Below are 16,038 nucleotides of genomic sequence, written 5' to 3' on the forward strand. Positions count from 1 at the left end.
TTACGAATGTAACCTTACGAATGTTTAGTGATGAGAACGTACCCCCTCGCCTTACATGTGTAAAGTTTGTCGGGTGAGTGATGTTTCCGAAGATGCCGATGAAACTGGGACGAGTGGTTCTCGGAGTACTCGCGCCCGAAATCCGAGAGGAAGCGGCGCACGGCTCCGCGGAGAGATCGTCGCCGCAGCGGCGACGCTCATCGCCCGCACCGGATCGGATCAGGCGGTGACGCTCCGATCAGTCGCTCGCGAAGTCGGGATATCCGCACCATCTATCTACGGACACTTTTCCGATCGCGATGCCATTGTCGAAGCGGTGGTCTCCGAATCGCTGGAGCAGTTGCATCTCGCCGTGGCCGACGCCGTTTCCGCACACCCCGACCCGGTCGAGGGTCTGTATGCCGGGTGCTCGGCATACGTCGAGTTCGGCATTTCCGAGCCCGCTCGGTATCGGGTCTTGTTCGGGTGGTCCAGGCCGAAAGGTCAGTCACCACAATCGGATACGCGAGGACTGGCCGCCTTCAACACACTGGTGACCAACCTCGACGCGTGCGTCGCCGCTGGGAGGTCGGCCAGCACAGACACTTTTGTCGATGCGGTATCGATCTGGACTTCGCTGCACGGACAGGTGATGTTGCGGGCCGATCTCCCGGAATTCCCGTGGCCGTCGACCGACACCGTCGGTGAGATGGTGAGGAGCCTTGCACGGCTTGTGAACTGACGCCTCAACCGTTTGCTGATCGGCAACCAGGCGAGGTCTGATCCAGCATCGTGAGATAGGCATCGAGCTGAGCTGCGCCGGCGAGAAGGTTGCGACTGCGTGTGGTCAGCCGGTCTTGCCAGGATTCGAGGAACGCTGACAATGCGTCTGCTCCGCCGGCCTCGCGCAGCGAATCGAGAAACTGAGCGACTTGCGACAGCCGATAGCCACCGCGCCGCAGCTGCCGTGCGATCTCGGCGTCGCGCACACACTCCGGACCGTATTCGCGATAACCCGTTGCTCGTTCGCGCTCGGGGCGCAGGATGCCGTGCTCTTCCCATGTGCGCAGTGTCGCCGGGTGAACGCCGAGACGGCGCGCCAGCTCACCCACCGTCAGCGCTGGACCGTGCACCAGTGCCGGTGCCATGGTGGACAGAGTCCCCAGCGCTGTGGCTACCTCGGTGCGAGTTCCTCGCTCGGCGAGCAGCGTCATGTGCGCACTGTCGATCAGGCGATAGGCGGACTCGGTGTCGCCCTGGTTGGTCGCCCGCATGATTTCCGTGGCCCGCTGGTGCCCGTGACCGCCGCGCAATGCGAGGAAAGTGCGCAGGGCTTGCGCGTGCACTGGGGTGTATCGCCGGTAGCCGTAAGTGCTGCGCTCGGTCGGAGGGAGGATGCCGGCATCGTCGTAGTTGCGGATCGCCTGTGCGGACAACCCGTGTTCACGGGCAAGGTCTATGGGCCGCACTGATCACCTCCGATTGAGGCTTTTCACGGTATACCCCAGGTAATTGCCGGTGAAAGTTTCACCCGAATCTTCAACGATACTGTCGAAGGCAGTCCACCTTCGAAAGGGATGATCATGTCCACTGCCCCAGCGCTGAGTGAGTTCGGCCGCCAACTCGAAGACGCGGCAAGTCTTGGTCGTGCCGTCGACGAACTGCTCGCAGCGCGAACCGAGGTGCCGGCTCTGCTCGCTCTCGGCGAGCCGACTCATGGGATCAAGGCTTTTCCGTTGCTGCGCAACGAACTTCTCGGCCAACTGGTCGAACGAGGATATCGGTCGATCGTGCTCGAAACAGATGTCTTTGCGGCTTTGCTTGTCGACGACTACGGAAACGGGGGAGAGGCGGACATCGAGAAGGTGCTCGCCACAGGCTTCAGCCACGGATTCGGTGCGGTACCGGGTAACCGCGAACTCGTCGAATGGCTACGCGAGTACAACCACGGCCGCGCTCCGGCCGACCGAGTTCGCTTCTACGGCTTCGACGCTCCGGTGGAGTATTCCGGCGCACCGAGCCCACGTGGCGCGCTGTCTGCAGCAGGTGACTTCCTGCCCGCTGCGATGCGGCCGCACTCGTTCGACGACATCGACCTTCTGCTCGGGCAGGACACCGACTGGACCAACCCGGCGGCGATGTTCGAACCGGCTGCGTCCGTCGGCAACTCCGATCAGGCTCGTGCCCTGCGCATCATTGCGGACGACCTCGCCAGCGTCCTGCGGCGCGCCGCACCTGTGCTGCGGCCCGCCGACCCGGCCGGGTACGACCTGGCCCTTGCACATTCACGCACCGCTCTGGGGCTCTTGCGCTATCACTCCGCGATGGCGAGTTCCGCTCCTGATCGCATCGGCACTCTGCTCAGTCTGCGTGCCGAGATGATGGCCGAGAACCTGTTGGCGGTCGTCGTCCAGGAGCAGCGACGCGGGCCGATCCTGCTCTTCGCACACAATGCCCATCTCCTGCGAGTGCCGTCCGACATGCCCGTCAACGGCGACGTGGTCAGCTGGGGGAGCGCCGGCTCACTTGTCGGACTTGTCCTCGGGGAGCGCTACGTATTCGTGGCAACCGACGCCAACCCCGACAGTGATCCGGGCACTCTGCAGGGAGCGTTGGCCGATGCGACCAGTCGGCGTGCCCTGTTTCTGGCGCCCGCACTTCGCGCAGCACTTGACCCGTCCGTCACCGCGGGAGAGGCGATCCTGCCCGGCCACCTGCCGCTGAAACCTTCGGAGTTGGACGGCGCCGACGCGGTCATTTTCGTCGCGGACACTGATGGAAAACGTTATCAATACTGGTAACAGCGTCAGGGGCAGAGTGCGTGCGAGAGTATCGCGACGGTGTCCGGCTGGTCCTTCGGCGTCGACGTCAGCGTCACAGTGAACGCGCGGTCCGGCGTCGCGCCGGACAGTGTGTAGTACCCGTAGATCCCGCCACTGTGGCCGGTATAGGTGACGCCGCAGGGAAGTTCGGTGGCGCCGACGCCCATCCCGTACCCGAGTCCCTCGGCTTCGGTGGCGGCGACCTGAGGGGTGGTCATCTCGGCAAGCTGCTCGGCCGGCACCACCTGCCCGTCGAGTAGTGCACGCCAGAAGGTGTTCAGGTCTGTGCCCGTCGAGACCATCGCTCCGGCAGCCCAGGGGATCGACGGTTCCGTGCGGGAAACGTCGGTCAGGCCACCGTCGAGATCCTGATAGCCCGTCAGGTGATCGCCCCTGATGTCGAGCTCACCGGCCGGCGGGAGGTACGTGTCTTCCAAGTCCAGCGGATCGAGTATCCGAGACCGGAGTTCATCGGCGTAGCTGCGGCCGCTCACGGATTCGACGAGCATTCCGAGAACGATGTAGTTGGTGTTGGTGTAGACGAACGACGTTCCGGGGACGAATTGCGCCGGTTTGCCGAGGGCGATGGCGACCGCGGCGGACGGCGTCAGCGTTCGGTTCTCGTTAGCTGCAATCCATTCGTCGGCGCCGGGTTCTCCGGCGAACTCGGGAAGGCCGCTGCGATGTTGCAGCAGTTGCCGCACGGTGATCGCGCTACCGTCGATGCCACTGCCGTCCATGTCACTGCTGTGCAGTAGGCCCGGGAGATACCGCTCGATCGGTGCGTCGAGGTCGACCTTGCCCTCGGCGACCAACTGCAGAACGAGTGAAGCTGTGAATGTCTTTGTCACACTTCCGATCCGGACGCGATCATTCTTGCCGATCGAATCGCCGTTGGTCCGGTTGGGCACGCCGCTGGTCATGACAGCCGTCGTGGTGCCGTCGTCGAGTGTTGCGATCGACCCGACGACACCCGACCTGGTGAGTCCGTCGAGATCCGATTGAATCTCCACTGCGCGCTGGAGCGTCGAGCAACCGACGAGTGCCGTGGTGGCTCCGATGATGACCGCGGCGACGAGCAGGTATGGGCGCATGAGTCGAATCTATGGACCTTGTCGTGCCGCGGGATCCAGGAAATCCCCCATCATTCCCTGATCTTCTGCCAGCCCGGGACGTAAGGCCCGTTTGTTCAAAACCGACAAATCGGATCAATCATTCCTGTCCGAACACCACGTCCACGCCGTTAACATCCGAACGAAGTGTTTGTTTTCACGTGTCTTACCAGTTCACGGCTATCGAGGTGCGCTGCCGCGCGCCGAAACGACTCCCACGAAGGACGGATGCATGAAGAAGTCGACACTCCGCACGGGAACGGTCGCGGCTTTGCTGACCGGAAGTGTCCTGTTGCTTTCCGCTGCCCCTGCCTCAGCCGACCCGGGAAGCCTCGGTAGCGGTGGCAGTAGCGGGAGTTCCGGAAGCTTGGGAAGCACGGGCAGTATCAGCAGCGGATCAGCCGCCCTTCCGATTCCGAGCCCGGCAGGGCTGATCGCGCTGGCAGCGGCGAGCACTCAGACCGGAAAGCCCTACCAGTGGGGCGGCGTCGGGCCGAACTCGTGGGACTGCTCCGGGCTGGTGCAATGGGCGTTTCGGCAGGCCGGCGTGAATCTGCCACGGACCAGCCAACAGCAGGCCAACGTCGGACAGCCGGTTCCTCGGTGGGCCCTCGCGCCCGGCGACGTCATCACCTTCTACCCCGGTGCGACGCACGTCGGCATCTACGCCGGATTCGGAATGGTGTTCAACGCCTACGGAGTTGGTGTTCCGACCGGACTGACGCCGCTGGCGGATCTGCCGATCAACAACATCCGCAGGTTCTAGAACCTGCACAGAACCTTCACAAGTCCTCCCAGGTTCATCCACGAGGGCCGAATACAGTCAGTTCCATGAGTCAGCGAAGAGTGCTCGTGGTCGACGACGAGGTCAGTATCTGCGAGTCCATCGCAGCGAGGCTGCGTGCCGAGGGCTACGACGTCGAGTTGGCATTCGACGGCCCCAGCGCTGTGACCCGCTGCGAGCAGATGGATGCCGACCTAGTGGTGCTCGACGTGATGATGCCGGGATTCGACGGCCTCGAAGTTTGCCGCCGCATCCAGGCCGTGCGCCCGGTGCCCGTGCTGATGCTGACCGCTCGCGCCGATGAAACGGACATGCTGATCGGTCTCGGCGTCGGGGCCGACGACTATCTGAGCAAGCCGTTCAGCATGCGTGTGCTCGTCGCCCGGGTGCAGGCTCTGCTTCGGCGTGCGGATCGCGCGGAGCACGCTGCTCGCCCGGTGGCCGACCTCCTCGAGTTCGGTGACGTCGTGATCGACCTGACCGAACGTCGAGTGCGCCGTGATGCGCAAGAAGTTCACCTGACTCGCACCGAATTCGATCTCATCGCCTATCTGGCGGAGCGGCCGCGAGCCGCGATCCCGCGGGAGTCGCTGCTCGAGGAGATCTGGGGCTGGGGTGAGGGAGCGGGCAGTCGGACCGTCGACAGCCACGTCAAGGCACTGCGACGCAAGCTCGGACCTTCCGTGATCCGGACCGTTCACGGCGTCGGGTACGCCTGGGACGTGCCGCGATGAGCGGCGTCGACCGACTCTTTGCACGGTGGCCGCGGCCGCTGGACCCGATGCGGTCCTTCAAGGTGAAGGTCGGCCTCCTGGTTGTCGCAGCACTGGTGTTCGCCGCGGGTGGTTTCTGGCTGACGTCGCAACAACCGTTTCGTTTTGCTCTACTGACGGCGTTGGTTGTCGCTCTCGGCGTTACGCAGGTGCTCGCACACGGGATGACGTCACCGCTTCGCGAGATGACGGCCGCGGCGAAGGCGATGGCGCGCGGCGACTATTCGCGGCGAGTACGAGCGACTTCCAGAGACGAAGTAGGCGAACTCGCCCATGCGTTCAATCGGATGGCCGAGGACCTCGGGGCCGACGACCGGTACCGCCGCGAGTTGATCGGCAACGTCTCCCATGAACTGCGCACGCCCATCACCGCTTTGCAAGCCATGCTCGAGAACGTCGTCGACGGTGTCGAAGAACCGGATCCGGCGATGATGAAATCGGCGCTGCGGCAAACGGAACGACTGGGCGCGCTGGTAGCCGACCTTCTCGATCTCTCGAAACTCGAGGGTGGCGCAATGCCGTTGAAACGCCGCCGTTTCGAGGTCGAGCCGTTCTTACGCGAGCTGTCGAGTGTGAGTGCGGGCGACATCGAGATAGACGTCAAGCCTCCACAATTGTCCGTGGTCGCCGATCCGGATCGCCTCCACCAGGTGGTGACCAACCTGGTGGACAATGCGGTTCAGCACGGGAACGTCGACACCAAAGTTGTCATCCGAGTACGTACCGGCAGCGCGGGGGAGTTGGTGCTCGACGTCCACGACGACGGCCCCGGCATCGAACCACAGGCCCGTGAGCGAGTGTTCGACCGCTTCATCCGCGGCGGCTCGACCGACGGAGGCACCGGACTCGGCCTCGCGATCGCGAAGTGGGCGGTCGAATTACATGACGGCAGGATTGCCGTCGTCGATGCCCCGTCGGGTTGTTGCATTCGAGTAGTGCTGCCGCAGAACTGAATCAAAGTCCCTGACGAGATCGAGAGATCTCGCGATGGCGCATGTCTTCATCGGCATTCGTCTGTACTTCCGACCCTGAAAAATTGAACCAGACACATAGGAGATCACATGAGCGCTCCGATAGTAATTCCACCGAAACCGCCGATGCCGGCCGTAAAACCCAAGCGTTCCAGCCGGTTCTGGCGTCCCGATCGCACTTCGATGGCCACCCGCTCGATGCTCCTCGGCGCGGCCGCAGTAGGGGTGCTTGCGGCCCTGATCCTCGACCCAGGGTTCGCGAGTATCGCGTACGTGATCGTGGGTGCCAGTGTGGTGATCGTCTTCGGGATTCTGACGCCGCCGCGGATGACCGTGACGCAGTGGGTCGCCGCCATCGGGATGCTCGCACTGCTGGGTGTTGCCGCCGTTCGCGGTGCGGAGTGGTTGGTGTTCCTCTGCGTCGTAGCTGCGTGGGTTCTGTTCACGTGGACTCTGATCGGCGGGCGGACGTGGACCGGAATACTTCTGGGAACGGTCGCTCCCTGGCGGGCACCCCACCGGACGGTCAACTTCGTTCGTCGTCGAAAACTTGCTACCCGCTCTGCTCCGCGGGTGCCGGCGGCGCGAGTTGTCGTCGTAAGCGCAGTATCGATTCTTCTCCTGCTGATTTTCGGATCTTTGTTCGTGAGTGCGGATCCGGAGTTCGCGAAGATCTTCGGCGGCTTCGCTCCTGCCATCTCGGTGTCGAACTCGGGAGCACGGATCTTTGCCGGCGTCGTGATGGCGTTCGGCACGCTGGTTGCGGTGTATCTGCGCCGCAGAACGCCGACGGTGGACGCGTTTGCACCTGCGCAGGCGACGCCGTTGCCGATGTGGGAGTGGGCGGTCCCGCTCGGAGTACTCAACGTGCTGTTCCTCGGTTTTGTTGCAGTACAGACGAAGACGCTGTTCGGGGGAGACGAGCACGTACAGGTGACCGATGGACTGACCTATGCGGACTATGCGCGTGAGGGTTTCTGGCAGCTCATGGCGGTTACCGTGCTGACGCTGCTCGTCATCGCCGTCGCAGTGCGGTACATCGACCGCCGCGACGCTGGATCGAGGCGTCTTGCCCGCGGACTGCTGGGTGCCCTGTGTGTTTTCAGCCTGGTGATCGTGGCGTCCGCTGTGCACCGGATGTGGTTGTACGAGAATCAGTACGGTTTCACGGTGCTCCGGGTCAGCGTCTTCGCGACAGAGCTGCTTCTTGGCTTCGTGTTCGTGTTGTTGCTCGTCGCAGGTATTCGGATGTCCGGGAAGTGGCTGCCCACAGCTGTTCTCGCCACTTCGGCCGTCGCACTGCTGGCCTTCGCGGTGTTCAACCCCGACGCGTACATCGCGCAAAAGAACATGGAACGGTTCGAGGGCGGCAAGAGCATCGACGTTTCCTACTTACGCGGGCTCTCCGTGGACGCGGTACCTGCCTTGGATCGTCTACCGGAACCGCAGCGTTCATGTGCCTTGAGCAGATATCGACTCGGAGTGCCGGGCACCACTGCGCCCTGGGAGTTCAACGCAGCGCGTGAGAAGGCCCGCGACATCCTGGAAGCTCGCCCGGTGGGGCCGTGCCTGCAGATGTACACGGTCGGATAGACGCAGGGCGATTGTGCAGCCGCACGGCAGATATCGCGCGCGGCTGCACAATCGGCGAGCGTCACCTGGTCGATCAGTGCACGGCGAGTGAGATTTTCTCCCGTTCCTCTGCGGACACCACCTCTCGGGTGGATCGTAAGTCGACGGTCACGCTGTGGAGTTTGCCGCCGTAGCGGAACGTGCCCTTGTCCGCGAACTCTTCCGCGACCGGGCTTCCCCGGTTGATGCCGACGTCGAGCTGTTCGTTCATGCTGAAGATCGCCCGAGTGGTCTTCTCGATCCGGCCTTCGGAGACCACCTCGTCGTCGACGCTCAGGGTTGCGGTTCCACCCTTGCCGATTCCGCCGCCGTCGTACTCGAAGTGGACGGACACCTCGCGCGTATCGGGTGCCAGCGGGTTGCGCCCACGCACGAAGGTCCGACCACCGCCGCTGAAGTTGTAGCAGTAGACGGGGACGGAATCGAGTATGTACAAAGCGAATCCGCCGAACCGGCCACCGAGGCTGACCAGCATGCCGTCGGCGACGCTACCCAGACTCGCGGTCAGCGTGTACGAGCGGTTGAAGAACGTCGGCGCGGCTTTCTCGACCAGACCGTTCATGTGTGGGTACAGAGTGAGGGTCTTGCGGCCCATCATCGGATGCGGGGGTCGTGATTCCGCGGTGGCGTGGCGACCGACCGTTCTGTCGTCCAGCGGCAGCACCTGATATTTGGCCGCCTCGACGAGGAACTTTTCCTTGAGCCGGGCCAGGATCTCGGGATGCTCGTCTGCGAGATCGCGGGCCTGCGACCAGTCGACCGAGGTGTCGTACAGCTCCCAACGGTCCTCGCTCATCGGTGTGAGCTCGAGGCCGTGAGTGGCCATCAGCCAGGGTGCGCGGTGGGCCGTGACTGCGGTCCAACCGTAATCGTAGATTCCGCGGTTGCCGAAGATCTCGAAATACTGTGTGGTGTGGCGCTCTTCGGCGTCGGGCTCGGCGAAGGTGTAGTTCATCGCCACGCCTTCCATCGGTTTCTGGGTCACCCCGTCGACGCTGGACGGTGCCGGAATACCGGCAGCTTCCAGGATCGTCGGCGTGATGTCGACGCAGTGATGCCACTGCTCCCTGATTCCTGGCTTGTCGATCCCCTTGGGCCAGTGGGTGATCAGACCGTTCCGGGTACCGCCGTAATGGGACGCAACCTGCTTGGCCCACTGGTAAGGGGTGTCGAGAGCCAGAGCCCACGACGCCGGATAGTGCGGGTAGCTGGTTTCGGTCCCCAATTCGTCGTAGCGCGCCAGTACGTCGGATGTCGCACTCTTGTAACCGTTGAGGCCGGCGAGGTAGTTGAACGAGCCCTCCATTCCGCCTTCCGCGGAAGCGCCGTTGTCACCCATCATGTAGAGCACCAGAGTGTTGTCGAGTACACCCATGTCCTGCAACCGGTCGACGAGCCTGCCTACCTCGTCGTCGGTGTGCTCGAGAAACGCCGCGTACAACTCCATCAAACGGGCCGAGACCTTCTTCTGGTCGTCGTCGAGTTCGTCCCAGTGTGGGAGCCCTGGAGCCCAGGGGGCCAATTCGGTGTCAGGAGCGACGACGCCCAGTTCCTTCTGCTTTTGGAGGGTGATCTCGCGTTGGCGATCCCACCCGTGATCGAATTCGCCGACGTACTTGTTCAGGTATCGGTCCGGAACCTGCAGTGGAGCGTGGCACGCGCCGAAGGGGAGATAGCAGAACCACGGCTTGTCGGGGTCCATCGTGTTGACACCCTCGACCCATTCGATCGCATGGTCGACCAGATCCTCTGACAGGTGGTAACCCTCCTGCGGCGTCTTGGGTAAGTCGACCATCGTGAAGTCCTCGTAGAGAACCGGGGTGAACTGGTCGGACTCGGCACCGAGGAAACCGTAGAACTTGTCGAAACCCTCACGGACCGGCCACCGATCGAACGGCCCGGCAGCGGTGGTCTCCCACGTCGGGGTCTGGTGCATCTTGCCGAAAGCACCTGTCGCATAGCCGTTTCCCTGCAGGACGCGTGCGACCGTGGCGGCAGAGGCGGGGCGGGTCCCGTTGTATCCCGGTGCCGCGTTGGCCATTTCGGAGATGACACCCATACCGACACTGTGGTGGTTGCGCCCGGTCAGTGTGGCTGCACGCGTCGGCGAGCACAGAGCCGTGGTGTGGAATCGGCTGTATTTCACGCCGGTTTCGGCCAAACGCTCGGCGGTGGGGGTGCGGCACGGGCCACCGAACGCGGAGGGTGCGCCGAATCCGACGTCGTCGATCATGATCAGCAGCACGTTCGGGGCCCCGGCCGGCGGGCGAAGCGGTTCCGGGCGGGTGTACGGGGGATTCTGATCGGGGTAGTACACGGCGGCCGCGACGTTCGGCGTCTCGGGAATGATCGGAATGGAATGGCGATTCACCAGCAGGCTCCTTGGCGTGTGCAAAACCGGGTCGGTTAAGCAGTTGTCTTAATCGGGAGCGTATCGATTGGGGTTCCGTTGGCGGCGTATGTCTCGTTGACTGGGACAACTACCCCCGTGAGTGGCTAAGGAGTCCCTGCACTCCCTAACCGCGCACGGGGGGTGGGCCTTGCGGAATTAAGACAATGACTTATATGGTCGGTGTATGCCCGCCTCGTTGGATGCCAAGAACGCCATGATCGCCGTCGCCGAGCGGATGTTCGCCGAGCAAGGTATTCACGAAGTGTCCATGCGGGACGTGGCGACTGCGGCCGGGCAGCGCAACAACTCTGCAGTTCAGTATCACTTCGGTGGGCGAGACGGTCTGGTGCTGGCCGTATTCCGGCATCGGATGGATCAGATCAACGCAGCGCGACTGACGTATCTCGACGACATCGACGCCAGTGGGCGGACCGACTTGGTCCGTGCTTTGGTCGAAGCCTTTCTGTACCCGCTGGCCGATTTCATGGCGACGGTCGACGGGTCCAACTATGCGAGATTCATTGCCCGAATCTCACCGTCGGTGGATACGCAGAGTGCTGAGTTTCGCGAGGTCAGTGAAGGAATCAACGAGGTAGTCGGCAGGTTGACGCGGGCGTTGCCGCATCTGCCCCGCCGCGTCGCGGTTGAACGGATCGATCTGACGTTCAACATGAGCGTCTCTGCTCTGGCCATCTTCGAGCAACGCCGGGAAGACGAAAACCCCGTTGTGCAGGCAGATTTCGATACGACGGTGGATCATCTGGTCGATCTCGCGGTAGGAGCACTGACCGCGCCCCAAAGCGCACACAAACGCACACGAGCAAAGCGGGTGCACGCGTCGATTGACTTGTGACCCCGCGACACGACACGACAGGACGGAGTCATTCGATGGCTACCCTTACATCATCACGAACAGTCCAAATCGGCAATCACACAATCGAATTCGGACCACGCGGAATGAGGCTCAATCCGGAAGGCGTTGAATCGAGGCCGTACGAGCGGTTCACTCTGACACCCGTCACACCGTTCATCGGTGCCGAGATCAGCGACATCGACCTGCGTGATCCGTCGGAGGAGCAGATCGAGGATGTGCGTCGGGCCCTGCTCGAATGGAAGGTCGTGTTCTTCCGTGACCAGCCGATTTCGAGCGTGAATCATCGTGACTTCGCTGCCCATTGGGGCGAACTCGAGGTCCATCCACTTCTCCCACAGGGAGAGGTTCCGGCAGTCGTCAGATTCGAACGCGGAGAGGACAGTCCAGGAACCGAGAACATCTGGCACGTCGACGTCACCTGGACGAAGACGCCGCCGCTCGGTTCAGTACTTCGGGCGATCGACGTACCGCCTGCCGGTGGTGACACGCTCTGGGCTGATATGGGGAACGCCTTCGACTGCCTCCCCGACGAGATCAAGGAATTGATCGACGGCAAGGACGCCATCCACGATTTTGTGCCGTCCTTCGGACGCGGCATGAGCCCGGAGAAGTTGGAACAGATGAAGGAGCAGTACCCGCCGGTTCTGCACCCGATGGTGCGTAAGCATCCGGAGACAGGGCGGAAGACGCTGTTCGTCAACAGCCTCTTCACCACCCACATTCCGGACATGGATCCTGTCGAAGGCAACGATCTGCTCAATTTGCTGTTCGCGCAGGTCAAGGTCCCGGACTTTCAGTGCCGCTTCAAGTGGGCGCCGAATTCCATTGCCTTCTGGGACAACCGGGCTACCCAGCACTACGCAGCGAGTGATTACTTCCCTCATCGCCGCGTGATGGAGCGGGTGGCAATCCTCGGAGACGTGCCCTTCTGATTTACGTCTGCGGAATGCGGATGATGCACCGGAAGCCGACGTGGCAGGTCGAGGACTCCTCGGATTCGCCCTGCCGCGCGGCAGGGCGGTAGCGCAGGCAGTAGTTCGGTGCACACAGATGTGAGCCGCCCTTGATCACCCGTCGTGCGTAGGGTTCGCCCGCCAACGCCTCCGTGGCGAACTCCGCTCGGGGATTACGAGGAATGCAGCACGACGAGGCCGGCGCGACGTTCTTGGAACTGTGGGCGTGGTCGGACGTGTAGTGATCGGCCGTCCATTCCCACACGTTCCCGGCCATGTCGAACAGTCCGTAGCCGTTGGGCCGGAACTTTCCGACCGGAGCGGTGCGCTCGTAACCGTCCTCGAGCAGGTTCTCCCAGGGGAACTGGCCCTGCCATACGTTGCCACCGGGCCGCCCGCCCGGAGAGTCGTGATCGCCCCACACGTAGGCCTGGCGATCGAGTCCGCCGCGGGCGGCAAACTCCCACTCGGCCTCGGTCGGGAGTTCCTTGCCGGCCCACGCGGCGTAGGCCTGGGCGTCGAAGTACGACACGTGGGTGACGGGGTGCCGTTCACGTCCCCCGATGTTGCTGTCAGCGCCCTCGGGATGGCGCCAGTCGGCGCCGGGAGTGAACGACCACCACTGGGTGTAGTCGTCGAGTGAGACCGGGCCGGGTGGCGAAGTGAAGACCAACGATCCCGGAACGAGGAGGGCTGGATCGGCATCGGGATAGTCGGCGGGATCCGGGGCGATTTCCGCAGTGGTGACGTGGCCGGTTGCCTTCACGAAGCGTCGGAACTCGGCGACCGTCACCGCCGTCGTGTCCATCCAGAATCCGTCGACGGTGACCTGGTGAACTGGGCGTTCTTCCGGATAGAAATCTTCGGAGCCCATCCAGTACGTCCCACCCGGGATCAAAGACATGTTCTTCGGGGGAGTAGCCGTGGAGTGAGGCGTCGTCATGAATTCAAGAATGGCACGTTGGTCGCGCCGATGTGGGGAGAGTCCCACCTGGTGCCCTCGGCAGGATTCGAACCTGCGACCCTTCCTTTAGGAGAGGAATGCTCTATCCCCTGAGCTACGAGGGCGGGGAGCGTACCGACAAGCGCTGAAAACCCTGTGCTGCCGGGGTTTTCGCTTCCCGATACTGCTGTTGCATCCGCTCGACCTGTCGGCACGAAGCCTCGGGCGTCACAGCTGCGCTAGTCAGTGTAGCGGCCCGCCGACGAGGTCGCGAAGTCGACGGTATCGCCGGGTGCAAGCAGGAGCCGAACCGATCGCACTGATCGCAATGGTGTTCACCGCGGAGCAGGCACGGCATCGTGCGGGAATGACCCGCAGAATCCGATTCAACGCCTTTGCCATGAACTGCGTCGCCCACCAATCGCCAGGTCTGTGGCGCCACCCGGAGGATCAGTCGTCCAGGTACACGGATCTGAGGTACTGGACGGAATTGGCGAAGCTCCTCGAGCGCGGACGATTCGACGGGCTGTTCCTGGCCGACGTGTTGGGAACGTACGACGTGTACGGCGGCAATCACGACGCAGCGCTGCGGCAGGGCGCGCAGGTACCGGTCTCGGACCCGCTACTGCTGGCGTCGGCGATGGCTGCCGTGACCGAGCACTTGGGCTTCGGGATCACCGCGGGTACAGCTTTCGAGCATCCCTACCCGTTCGCTCGGCGATTGAGCACCCTCGACCACCTGACGAACGGGCGAATCGGGTGGAACGTGGTCACCGGATACCTCCCCTCGGCCGCACGGAACATGGGCGAGGACGACCAACTCCAGCACGACGATCGCTACGACCACGCGGACGAGTACCTTGAAGTTCTCTACAAGTTGTGGGAAACGTCGTGGGAAGACGACGCGGTGGTGCGTGACAGAACCACCGGGGTCTACACAGACCCCGCCAAGGTTCATCCGATCGAGCACGAAGGCAAGCACTTCACCGTTCCGGGCATCCACATCTCCGAACCTTCTCCGCAGCGGACGCCGGTCATCTTCCAGGCCGACGCGTCGCCTCGCGGGGTTCGGTTCGCCGCCGAGAATGCCGAAGCAATTTTTGTCGGTGCACCGACAAAGGCGATTCTCAAAGACACCGTTGCCCGAATCCGAAACGAACTGACGAAGGTCGGGCGCGATCCGTACTCGGCCCGCATCTACACACTGTTGACGATCATCACCGACCGAACCCCCGAGTTGGCCCAGGCGAAGCTCGAGGACTACCGCAGTTACGCGAGTAGTGAAGGCGCGCTCGTTTTCACCTCGGGGTGGATGGGAATCGACCTCTCCGGATACCGAGCGGACGAGCCGATCGGGAACGTCGAGAGCAATGCCATTCAATCCGCGGTCGCATCGTTTCGTCAGGCCGACGAGAAAGGTGGCGAATGGACGGTGGGGGACATCGCGGAGTGGGCGGGCATCGGCGGGCTCGGCCCGATCGTTGTCGGTTCCGGCGCGGAGGTCGCCGACGAATTGCAGGAGTGGGTGTCCGAGACCGACGTCGACGGTTTCAATCTCGCGTACGCGGTGACTCCCGGAACCTTCGAAGACATTGTGGAGCATGTGATTCCGGAGCTGACCAAACGAGGTGCCTACCAGAGCGACTACGACGAGGGAACGCTGCGCAACAAACTGTTCGGGCGAGGGGACAGGCTGCCGCTCGAACACCGAGGCCGGAGCTTCGACCGGATCCGCACTGCCGGCTGAGCGGGGACCTCAGGACCAGCCGGACCCGGGTACGTGAACCGAGGTGGTGAGGTCGACGGCCTCGATGTCCGAAGACCTCAACTCTTCACCGCACACACTGCAACCCAAGCGTGCTTCGAACCGTTTACCGCAGGCCTTGTGATGGAGAACGATGTCCGGGCCGTCCGCGGATCTGAACCAACGCTGACCCCAGGAGATCATGCACATCACCACGGGGAAATACGCCGTGCCCTTGGCGGTGAGTCGATACTCCGACCACTGTGGGCGATCCGGAAGCGGACGCGTTTCCATCACACCGATCTCGGTGAGGTGCTTCAAGCGATCCGCGACTATCGCCGGTGGTGCACCGGTGATCTCGGCGAACTCTCCGTAGCGGCGAGCGCCTCGGAAAGCTGCACCGATGATCGCCGCTGACCAGCGATTGCCGACAAGTTCCATCGTGTGAGCCAGAATTTCCGGACGGCGTTCGGACTTGGTGGAGCGTCGTCGCGATGTTGCTTCCGGGACACTGCGTGAGAAGTCCCCACTCGGACCCATTTGGGAGTCCAGGGATCGTACGTCCACGTCCTCGCCGCACTCCTTGCAGCGCAGGATCGGGGTGAAGTCGTTTCCGCAGGTGCTGTGCCGCAGTGGTGGAAGCGGCTGGGTTTCGTTGGGCGCCCACTGCTTCTCCCACGACCACATGGTGATGAGGACGGGCCAGATCGACTGCCCTTTGCGGGTGACCGAGTATTCGTGTCTGGGCGGGTTCTGCTGATACTCACGACGCTCGAGCATTCCGCCGGCCGTCAGGACCGCCAACCGTGAGGACAATACGGAGTTGGAGATTCCCCCGAGGGCGAGCCAGTCGTTGTATCGCCGCGACCCCAACAGGGCGAATCGCAGAATCCAGAGGTTCCACTCGTCCCCCAACAACCCGAGCGTGACGGCCAGTGCGTTCGGGCCGCCGGCAGGCAACTCGGTGACGCCCGCCGACGCGGTGGGTGTCGAAGATCCGGCTGCATTCACTCGTACCACCCCGAAATCATAGGCCGCGCACCCTGCGGCACCGCGAGA

14 protein-coding genes and 1 tRNA gene are annotated in these 16,038 nt (G+C 63.1%); 9 read left to right on the plus strand and 6 right to left on the minus strand.

Features of this window, described 5'->3' with window-relative positions:
- The first annotated feature begins 73 nt into the window (after positions 1-73).
- Positions 74-721, plus strand: a complete 648-nt coding sequence (locus tag ASU23_RS10485) for a TetR/AcrR family transcriptional regulator (protein ID WP_003940096.1) — start codon at positions 74-76, stop codon at positions 719-721.
- 4 nt (positions 722-725) lie between these two features.
- Here the strand turns inward: ASU23_RS10485 and ASU23_RS10490 are convergent, their stop codons facing one another.
- Positions 726-1,448 carry a TioE family transcriptional regulator gene (locus ASU23_RS10490; protein WP_042921385.1) on the minus strand — a complete coding sequence of 241 codons (723 nt, stop codon included), beginning with the start codon at positions 1,446-1,448 and terminating at the stop codon, positions 726-728.
- Between the two features lie 108 nt (positions 1,449-1,556).
- Here ASU23_RS10490 and ASU23_RS10495 point away from each other — a divergent pair, with 108 nt between their 5' ends.
- A complete protein-coding gene (locus tag ASU23_RS10495) occupies positions 1,557-2,780 on the plus strand; it encodes an erythromycin esterase family protein (protein WP_003940531.1) in 1,224 nt (407 codons plus the stop codon).
- 5 nt (positions 2,781-2,785) lie between these two features.
- On the opposite strand, the gene ASU23_RS10500 is transcribed toward ASU23_RS10495, so the two are convergent.
- A complete protein-coding gene (locus ASU23_RS10500; RefSeq protein WP_058037853.1) occupies positions 2,786-3,895 on the minus strand; it encodes a serine hydrolase in 1,110 nt (369 codons plus the stop codon).
- Between the two features lie 250 nt (positions 3,896-4,145).
- Between ASU23_RS10500 and ASU23_RS10505 the strand changes: the two genes are divergently transcribed.
- The 4 genes from ASU23_RS10505 to ASU23_RS10520 all read left to right on the plus strand — a co-directional run bounded on the left by ASU23_RS10505 (position 4,146) and on the right by ASU23_RS10520 (position 8,034).
- Complete coding sequence (locus ASU23_RS10505; RefSeq protein WP_020970417.1) at positions 4,146-4,679, plus strand: NlpC/P60 family protein; 534 nt, start codon at positions 4,146-4,148, stop codon at positions 4,677-4,679.
- A 65-nt stretch (positions 4,680-4,744) separates the two neighbouring features.
- Complete coding sequence (locus ASU23_RS10510) at positions 4,745-5,431, plus strand: response regulator transcription factor (RefSeq protein ID WP_058037854.1); 687 nt, start codon at positions 4,745-4,747, stop codon at positions 5,429-5,431.
- Complete coding sequence (locus ASU23_RS10515; RefSeq protein WP_050654680.1) at positions 5,428-6,423, plus strand: HAMP domain-containing sensor histidine kinase; 996 nt, start codon at positions 5,428-5,430, stop codon at positions 6,421-6,423. Before ASU23_RS10510 ends, ASU23_RS10515 begins: the two co-directional genes overlap by 4 nt.
- A gap of 108 nt (positions 6,424-6,531) precedes the next feature.
- On the plus strand, positions 6,532-8,034 hold the full coding sequence (locus tag ASU23_RS10520) for a DUF4153 domain-containing protein (RefSeq protein ID WP_367646118.1): 1,503 nt from the start codon (positions 6,532-6,534) through the stop codon (positions 8,032-8,034).
- A 73-nt stretch (positions 8,035-8,107) separates the two neighbouring features.
- Here ASU23_RS10520 and ASU23_RS10525 read toward each other — a convergent pair whose 3' ends face one another.
- Positions 8,108-10,444 carry an arylsulfatase gene (locus ASU23_RS10525; RefSeq protein WP_058037856.1) on the minus strand — a complete coding sequence of 779 codons (2,337 nt, stop codon included), beginning with the start codon at positions 10,442-10,444 and terminating at the stop codon, positions 8,108-8,110.
- 205 nt (positions 10,445-10,649) lie between these two features.
- On the opposite strand from ASU23_RS10525, the gene ASU23_RS10530 reads away from it, so the two are divergent.
- Both ASU23_RS10530 and ASU23_RS10535 read left to right on the plus strand, forming a co-directional pair.
- Positions 10,650-11,318: a TetR family transcriptional regulator gene (locus ASU23_RS10530; protein WP_058037857.1), complete on the plus strand. Its 669-nt coding sequence runs from the start codon at positions 10,650-10,652 to the stop codon at positions 11,316-11,318.
- 35 nt (positions 11,319-11,353) lie between these two features.
- Positions 11,354-12,271: a TauD/TfdA family dioxygenase gene (locus ASU23_RS10535; protein WP_058037917.1), complete on the plus strand. Its 918-nt coding sequence runs from the start codon at positions 11,354-11,356 to the stop codon at positions 12,269-12,271.
- A gap of 1 nt (position 12,272) precedes the next feature.
- On the opposite strand, the gene ASU23_RS10540 is transcribed toward ASU23_RS10535, so the two are convergent.
- Both ASU23_RS10540 and ASU23_RS10545 read right to left on the minus strand, forming a co-directional pair.
- Positions 12,273-13,235 (minus strand): formylglycine-generating enzyme family protein, encoded by a 963-nt coding sequence (locus ASU23_RS10540; RefSeq protein ID WP_058037858.1) that lies wholly within the window; start codon positions 13,233-13,235, stop codon positions 12,273-12,275.
- A 49-nt stretch (positions 13,236-13,284) separates the two neighbouring features.
- Positions 13,285-13,360, minus strand: a tRNA-Arg gene (locus ASU23_RS10545).
- Positions 13,361-13,602: 242 nt separating this feature from the next.
- On the opposite strand from ASU23_RS10545, the gene ASU23_RS10550 reads away from it, so the two are divergent.
- Positions 13,603-14,982, plus strand: coding sequence for an LLM class flavin-dependent oxidoreductase (locus ASU23_RS10550; RefSeq protein ID WP_058037918.1), 1,380 nt, complete (start codon positions 13,603-13,605; stop codon positions 14,980-14,982).
- 9 nt (positions 14,983-14,991) lie between these two features.
- On the opposite strand, the gene ASU23_RS10555 is transcribed toward ASU23_RS10550, so the two are convergent.
- Entirely contained in the window at positions 14,992-15,990 is a 999-nt protein-coding gene (locus ASU23_RS10555) for a helix-turn-helix domain-containing protein (RefSeq protein WP_003940366.1), read from the minus strand.
- Positions 15,991-16,038 lie beyond the last annotated feature (48 nt).

This window comes from Rhodococcus sp. KB6 (assembly GCF_001445685.1).
GTDB lineage: Bacteria > Actinomycetota > Actinomycetes > Mycobacteriales > Mycobacteriaceae > Rhodococcus_F > Rhodococcus_F qingshengii.

Bases quoted from the DNA above. Each gene is read 5' to 3' on its own strand.
- ASU23_RS10495 (WP_003940531.1), top strand. From the start codon at position 1,557: ATGATCATGTCCACTGCCCCAGCGCTGAGTGAGTTCGGCCGCCAACTC.
- ASU23_RS10500 (WP_058037853.1), bottom strand. From the start codon at position 3,895: ATGCGCCCATACCTGCTCGTCGCCGCGGTCATCATCGGAGCCACCACG.
- ASU23_RS10505 (WP_020970417.1), top strand. From the start codon at position 4,146: ATGAAGAAGTCGACACTCCGCACGGGAACGGTCGCGGCTTTGCTGACC.
- ASU23_RS10510 (WP_058037854.1), top strand. From the start codon at position 4,745: ATGAGTCAGCGAAGAGTGCTCGTGGTCGACGACGAGGTCAGTATCTGC.
- ASU23_RS10515 (WP_050654680.1), top strand. From the start codon at position 5,428: ATGAGCGGCGTCGACCGACTCTTTGCACGGTGGCCGCGGCCGCTGGAC.
- ASU23_RS10520 (WP_367646118.1), top strand. From the start codon at position 6,532: ATGAGCGCTCCGATAGTAATTCCACCGAAACCGCCGATGCCGGCCGTA.
- ASU23_RS10530 (WP_058037857.1), top strand. From the start codon at position 10,650: ATGCCCGCCTCGTTGGATGCCAAGAACGCCATGATCGCCGTCGCCGAG.
- ASU23_RS10535 (WP_058037917.1), top strand. From the start codon at position 11,354: ATGGCTACCCTTACATCATCACGAACAGTCCAAATCGGCAATCACACA.
- ASU23_RS10540 (WP_058037858.1), bottom strand. From the start codon at position 13,235: ATGACGACGCCTCACTCCACGGCTACTCCCCCGAAGAACATGTCTTTG.
- ASU23_RS10550 (WP_058037918.1), top strand. From the start codon at position 13,603: ATGACCCGCAGAATCCGATTCAACGCCTTTGCCATGAACTGCGTCGCC.